The organism is Paenibacillus sp. CCS19 (assembly GCF_033239625.1).
In the GTDB taxonomy this organism is placed as follows: Bacteria; Bacillota; Bacilli; order Paenibacillales; family Paenibacillaceae; genus Paenibacillus_T.
Window position 1 is genome coordinate 1 of the sequence record NZ_BTCK01000091.1, and the last position, 6,586, is coordinate 6,586.

Here is a 6,586-nt window from a genome sequence, read left to right on the forward strand (position 1 = left end):
CGCGTAGCCAGACCGAGCGCGCCGACGGCATCCAGCGACGCCGAACCATGCGACAGTTTGTGCAGCAAATAACTCATTCTCGCTTCGCCGATCATGCTTCCTCCGTCGTTCGACGCCGAGCCGTCCACGCCAAGTCCGACTTTGACGCCGGCCTTCTGCATGCGCAGCAGCTTGAACACGCCGGAGGACAGCTTCATGTTACTGGTCGGACAATGCGCCACGCCGCAGTTGTGCCGGCCCATCAAGCCGATTTCGTCGTCGTCGAAATGAATGCCGTGCGCATACCAGACATCGTCCCCGACCCAGTTGTGCCGCTCCATATATTCGAGCGGACGGACGCCGAACCGATCGAGACAGTACCGTTCCTCGTCGAGCGTTTCCGCGAGATGGGTATGCATCCGGACGCCATAGCTCCGCGCCAGAGCCGCCGATTCGCGAAGCAGATCCGACGTCACGCTGAAAGGCGCGCAGGGCGCCACGCCGACGCGCACCATTGCGAATCGGTCGGTGTCGTGGAACCGCTCGATAACGCGGATCGTGTCTTTGATGATTTCGTTGTCGGTCTGACAGACGGCATCAGGCGGAAGCCCGCCATCCGAACGGCCGAGGCTCATCGAGCCGCGCGTCGGATAGAAGCGGATGCCAAGGTCGGCGGCCGCTCGGATCTCCTCGTCGATCAATTCGCCAGTGATGCCTTTCGGGAAACAATAAAAATGATCCGACGCCGTCGTGCAGCCCGTCTTCAGCAGCTCGCCGAGTCCGACGACCGCGCCATTGTAAATATCCTCCGGCCGCAAATGCCTCCAGATATCGAACAGCGCGCCGAGCCAATCGAACAGCTCGCAGTCCTGGGCGAGCGGGATGTTGCGGGTCAACGTCTGGAACAGATGGTGGTGCGTGTTGATCAGCCCCGGATAAACGATCATGCCGGCGGCGTCGACGACCGTGTCGGCTTCCTCATAGGCAATGTCCTTCCCGATCGCGATAATTTCCTGGCCGTCCGCGTACAAGCTGCCGCCCTCGATGACGCGGCGCTCGCCGTCCATCGTGACGATCGATCTGGCATTTCTGACGAGCAGCGTCCCCATAACGTTCGTCCCCCTTTTCTTATCCGACCTTGCGTTGCCGCTTCGGGCCGTCGAAACTTTCGCCTGCTTTATCCGATCTTGCCTGGATTGAGCAGCCCAAGCGGATCGTTCAGCTTCTTGCGAAGCTGCATCCCGCTCACCGCACCGCGCCCGCCGTTATCGAGCATCCAGGTGTGCGGGTCATAAATCTCGACGCCGATGCTTCGACAGGTCTCGATAATATGATAAAGCCGCTCTTCCGACACGAACCGGACGACCGGCAGAGCGCTGGGCAGCAATCGCCCGCCTGCAAGCACCCATTCGAAATGCATCAGCAGCTCGTCGCCGAACAGGCGTTTCAGCTCGCGCAGCTGCTCCATATATTGCGCCGGGTCGAAGCCTGCCTGCAAGTATGTATAGGCGGCGTCCGCTTTGAGCGCCCAAAGCGTCGTATGGTTCCACGTAAAATCGGACAAACCGATCGTTTTGCGGTATTTTTCCGACGGGATGACATGGCCGATACCGCCGCCGTGCGAGGCGGCAAGCACGGCCAGCTGCGGCAGCGTACCGTCCGCCGTCTCGGCGAACACGACCGATTTGCCCGAAGCAAGCACTTTCTCGAGCGGCTTGAAGAAGGATGGCAGCGGCCATTCGATCGGGGTCACGAGCCGTTTCGGAATCGCGCCGTTGCGCGCCAGCGTTTCGCCGAAACGGACTGCGTCCTCGAAATCGTCGAACTCGACGACGACCTGCATCCAATCTGTCTTCTTCGCCAACGGAACGACAACCTCCGTCATGATGCCGGTCGTGCCGTAATTATGGATATAGTCGTACAGTTCCCGCCCTGCGATTTCGAGGCGGCGCGGCCGCTCCTCCATCGTATACACGACGGCCGACAAGACGTTGCCGTCCCACAAATTCCCCCATGTTATCGAGCCGACGCCGCCGGAGCCGCCGCACACGAAGCCGCCGACCGTCGCTTTCGCGAACGTGCTCGGATAGATGCGCAGCTCCTGTCCCAATTCGCGCGCTTTCTTCTCCAGCGCGCCGAGCTTGACGCCGCATTGGACCCGCGCGTAGCCGTCGCCGATTTCCGCAATGGCGTCGAGCCCGCTTACATCCAGTACGATACCGCCCTCCAACGGAACGGCCTGGCCGTAGTTGCCCGTACCCGCTCCGCGAACCGTAACCGGAATCCGGTGACGGAAGGCGAACGCGAGTGCCGCTTCCACCTCGCGCTCATCCTTCGGCGCGAAGATCGCGTCGGCCTTCTTTCCCTTCAATTTGGCGTCAAGCACCGGGGAATACCAGTAAAAATCTTTCGACAGCTTCTCGACTGCCACCTCGTCCGTGTACACCGCAATATCGCCCAAATCCGTTTTCGCTTCCGTTTGCCATGCGAGAGACATCTCCGTCACCTGCTTTCCACTCTGATTAATTTAAGATAGCGCTGCCCGAAGTTTCTCCTCTGGTTCCTGCTTGACCGGGTTGACAAGACCGGCAAAACCGCCGATTCGGCATTCTGCCACGTCTCCTTCGCGAATGTCGACCGAACCCGGGGTTCCTGTCATAATGACGTCGCCCGGCAGCAGCGTCGCCATGCGGGAGAAATACGCAACGACCTGCCGCAGAGGGTATATCATATCCGCAACGTAAGCGCCGTGGACGACCCGTCCGTTCAAGACCGTTTCCACCCGAAGCGTTTCCGGATCGGAAATTTCTCGCAGCGTCACCAGCTCCGGCCCGAAGCTGAAAAAGGTATCGAAACTTTTGGATCGGCCGAGAAAACGCGGGTTGCGTCCATGTATGTCCTGATCCGTCATATCAAGCGTCGGCACGAAGCCGGCGATGAAGCGTTCCGCCTCCTCTTCCGTGACGTTCTTGCAGACCTGCCCGATGACGATGCCGAGCTCCGCCTCGGCGGTCACCCGTCCGCCTCCGGCCGGTATGACGATGGCGTCTCCGGGACCGATCAGGCTCGTATCGGGTTTCAGGAAGCAGATCGGCTCGGCGTCCGGAGGCGTCACCTTCATGTCCGCCGCCTTCGCCCTGTAATTGGCGCCGATTCCCCATATTTTGCGCGGATAACGGTACGGCGGGGCGAATACGGCCTCCGCGGCGGGAATCGCCTCGAGCCGGCGAAGCCAATGCGCGCCTTCGGTCCGGCTCCAGTCCTCCAGCGCCTCCGCTTCACCTCGGTTCAACAGCCCCAGCAAACGCGTGCTCCACCTCATCCCCGCCGCTTCGTTGACGATACGAAGCGGAACGAAGCCCGTTTCGGTCGCGATCGCCGCTTCCTCGCAGCCGTCGGATACGATCGTCGCCAGCCTCATGACGGCACCTCCGCCCCCGTCTTCGAAACCGCGCCAAGCCGGACGTCGGACACATCGAACGCGCAAAGTTCGACGAGCGCTTCGGCCAGCGTGTCGGTTATTCGCTCCTGAATGATTGCGCCCTTGGCCGCCGTCGCCTTCGTTGCGTCGCCGCAAATGCCGCTCGCCGAAATATCATCCATTCGCCAGGCGAACCGGATTGTCCCTTCGAGCGTCAGAAACCGTTTGTCTCCGACGTTCGGCATCTCCCGAACAAGAAATTCGTCCTGGACCCAGCCCGGTTTAATCGCTTTGACGATGGACGTTTCGTAGTCCCCGCCGTGAATGCCGTATTCCAGCTCCTCCGGTTCAATCAAGTCTACGGCCCCGCCAAGGCTGGACGGCGCGAGATAGAACACAGTCATCCCGTGTCGGATTCGAATTTCTCGGGCAACGACGTTCAGCAGATCGACGTTGCCTCCATGCGTGTTGAACAACAGCAGCCTTCCGAATCCGCTCAGCTTCAGACTTTCGGCGATGTCCATCACGATGCCCTGAAGCGTCGCGGCGGATAGCGAGATCGTGCCCGGCAGTCCGAGATGCTCGTTGCTCTTGCCGTAGGAAACCGGAGGCAGCAGCCATACGTTCGCTTCCGGCGGAAGCTTCGCAAGCGCCTGCGTCAACGTCGCTTCGCCGATCAGCGTATCGGTCATGATCGGCAAATGCGGCCCGTGCTGTTCGATCGCGCCGATCGGCAGTACGATCAGCGCGTCGTCCTTCGGCAGCTCCTTCACCTGCTTGCTCGTCAGCCGCGGCAGGAAACGCCCTTCCCAGGCCTCGCCTTCGTATCGCATAAACATAGGCATGCTCCTTCGCGTTAAAAGTAAGTGCGTCCGTTCCTCGCGTTCGGGACAATGTCGCTTCCGATTCGGTCTCTCCGCCTGTAACATGGCAGCCTTAGCCGACGGTCTGAGGCGGAAGCATTCTCGACGCCGAATCGCGGATCCAGCGCAGCAGCTTCGCGTCCTGCCTCGGCCCGGCCAGGAACGACAAGCCGATCGGCAATCCGTCTCCGCCCTTAAGCGGTATCGTCGCTTGCGGCAGGCCGCCGAGCCCGGCGATGCAGGATAACTGCATTGCTTGCGTGCGGGTTCGCTCGACTTGCGCGCCTGTCAGACCGATTCGGGGCGCGGAGCATGGCGCCGTCGGAATGACGAGCATGCCGTCGTCGCCAAGCAGCTCCTCCAGCGATTCGCGAACGCGCTGCCGCAGGGGGAGCGCCCGCTCGTAATCGTCCCTGGTAATATTGGCCGACCAGGCAAACCGCTCCGCGATCCCTGGCCCGAATTTCGGGCGGTGCTTCGTAATCCACGCGCCGTGGGCCGACCAAATTTCGTAACCTTGCATCGTCCGGAATGTCGCGAACCAGGCCTCAAGCCCTTGCGGAGATACGACAAGCCTGCTTGCATCCATCGCGCCTTCCAACACGTCCGCCGTCTCGGCCAGCGCCCGACGGCAATTCGCCTCCGCTACGTCCCAGGCATCGGTTGCAAAGAACAGCCGCTTGAAAGCGCCTCCGGCGGCCGCGTCTTCGCCGCCGATAAGCGCCTCCCCGACTCGAAGCAGCGTCGCGGCATCGCGGGCCATCCAGCCTACGGTGTCGAAGCTGGCGGCGAGCGGAATGACGCCGTCCAGCGATACAAGTCCGTGCGTCGGCCGAATGCCGTACAGGCCGCAATACGAGGAGGGGATGCGAATCGAACCTCCGGTATCGGTGCCGAGCGCGAAATCCGCAAGACCGGCAGCCGCCGCGACAGCCGAACCGCTGGACGAGCCGCCCGGAATCGAGCTGGGCGCTTTCGGATTGACGGGCGTACCGTAATGGACGTTTTCCCCGTTCAGGCTAAACATAAGCTCGTCGGTAATCGTCGCCCCTCTCAGCCGGCCTCCGCGCGACAGCAGTCGGGCGACGGATTTGGCATGCGCGCCTGCCGGACCGTGGGTGCGCAGCCAGTCCGGATTGCCGGCCGAGTTCGCATGCCCCGCGATGGCGAACACGTCTTTGACCGCGAAATCCATGCCGGAGAGCGGTCCCGTTCCGGTCGGTTCGACGACTACATGCTCGTTGATATATGCATTGAAGCCATTCTGCATATGGCGTCCTCCCTCGTTAAGCGATAGTCTCGGCTCCGGCCGGGCGCGCGCCGTTCAGCACGCGGAGGTCTTCCTCGTCCAGACTCGCTTCCGGTCCGGATTTGATCAAATCCGAAAACTTCTCGTCGGGCACCATCGTCGTCAGCACATACAGCCGGCCGGCGCCGGTATTGCGCACCTGATGGTTATTGCCCGGGGGGACGACGAAGAAGGAGCCCTTGCGAATGGCCGTCTCCGCTTCGCCGACGATGGCCGTCCCCTCTCCTTCCAGCACGTAGAAATATTCGAACGCTTCCGCATGTTCATTCGGAGGCGTCTGACCGCCCTCGTCGAAAATCTCCACCACCGAGACGAACGGAGCCTGAGTCCCGTCGCACAGCAGCACGAATTTATTCGTATCGCGGGCGGATATTTTCCGAACCGCACATTGCTCGAAATGTCCCAGCACCAAGCCCGGTATCGTCATCTTTCTTCATCCTTTCCGGCACTCGCCGCCATCGTGTCCGCTATTGCCGAGGATCGGGCGACGAAGCCGTAGCATTGTTTAATGTTGTAAAGGGCCGCTTCCGCGCAAAATGCCGGCGAGCTGGTCGCGCAGCAGTCTGCGAGCAGCACTGCGTCGTAGCCGAGACAGACGGCGTCCTGCAGCGTATGCATGACGCACTGGTCCAGATTGACACCCGCGAACAACAACGTTTGCGCCCCGATATTGCGCAATATGCTGTCGAGAGGGGTGTCCCAGAAGCCGCTCATTCGGAATTTGTCGACACGAATATCCTCCGGCGCTGCCTCCAAACCCTCGACGATCGCGGCGCCCCAGCTGCCCTGTTCAAGCACGCGCGAACCGTTTCGCGGCAACGGACTGCCGATGCCCGTTCCGGAGCCGTCCGGATCGTAAACATGCAGCACCGAAGGATTCAGATTCATCCGGTCTGCGCGATTGCCCCAATTGAGCCACACAATCGGCACGCCGGCTTGGCGAAGCGTCGGAAGCAGCCGCCCAAGCGGAGCGACCGGTTCAAGCAGCGGCGATGTCTCGACGCCGAGCGAACC

The 6,586-nt window shown here is 61.5% G+C and carries 7 protein-coding genes; all 7 read right to left on the minus strand.

Annotated features, from left to right (window positions below; translation table 11 throughout):
* On the minus strand, nucleotides 1-1,088 hold a 1,088-nt coding region (locus SBI19_RS29225; protein WP_317973053.1), incomplete at its 3' end, for an amidohydrolase family protein.
* A gap of 68 nt (nucleotides 1,089-1,156) precedes the next feature.
* The gene (locus SBI19_RS29230) at nucleotides 1,157-2,476 is read right to left on the minus strand and encodes an FAD-binding oxidoreductase (protein ID WP_317973054.1); all 1,320 of its coding nucleotides are present in this window, start codon (nucleotides 2,474-2,476) and stop codon (nucleotides 1,157-1,159) included.
* A 30-nt stretch (nucleotides 2,477-2,506) separates the two neighbouring features.
* Nucleotides 2,507-3,400: a fumarylacetoacetate hydrolase family protein gene (locus SBI19_RS29235; protein WP_317973055.1), complete on the minus strand. Its 894-nt coding sequence runs from the start codon at nucleotides 3,398-3,400 to the stop codon at nucleotides 2,507-2,509.
* Nucleotides 3,397-4,239, minus strand: a complete 843-nt coding sequence (locus tag SBI19_RS29240; RefSeq protein WP_317973056.1) for a creatininase family protein — start codon at nucleotides 4,237-4,239, stop codon at nucleotides 3,397-3,399. The genes SBI19_RS29235 and SBI19_RS29240 overlap by 4 nt, the downstream gene beginning before the upstream one ends.
* Nucleotides 4,240-4,336: 97 nt before the next feature.
* Complete coding sequence (locus tag SBI19_RS29245) at nucleotides 4,337-5,533, minus strand: amidase (RefSeq protein WP_317973057.1); 1,197 nt, start codon at nucleotides 5,531-5,533, stop codon at nucleotides 4,337-4,339.
* Between the two features lie 16 nt (nucleotides 5,534-5,549).
* Nucleotides 5,550-5,999, minus strand: a complete 450-nt coding sequence (locus SBI19_RS29250) for a cupin domain-containing protein (protein WP_317973058.1) — start codon at nucleotides 5,997-5,999, stop codon at nucleotides 5,550-5,552.
* Nucleotides 5,996-6,586: cysteine hydrolase family protein (locus tag SBI19_RS29255; RefSeq protein ID WP_317973059.1), on the minus strand; the 591-nt coding region annotated here is incomplete at its 5' end. The genes SBI19_RS29250 and SBI19_RS29255, both read right to left, overlap by 4 nt.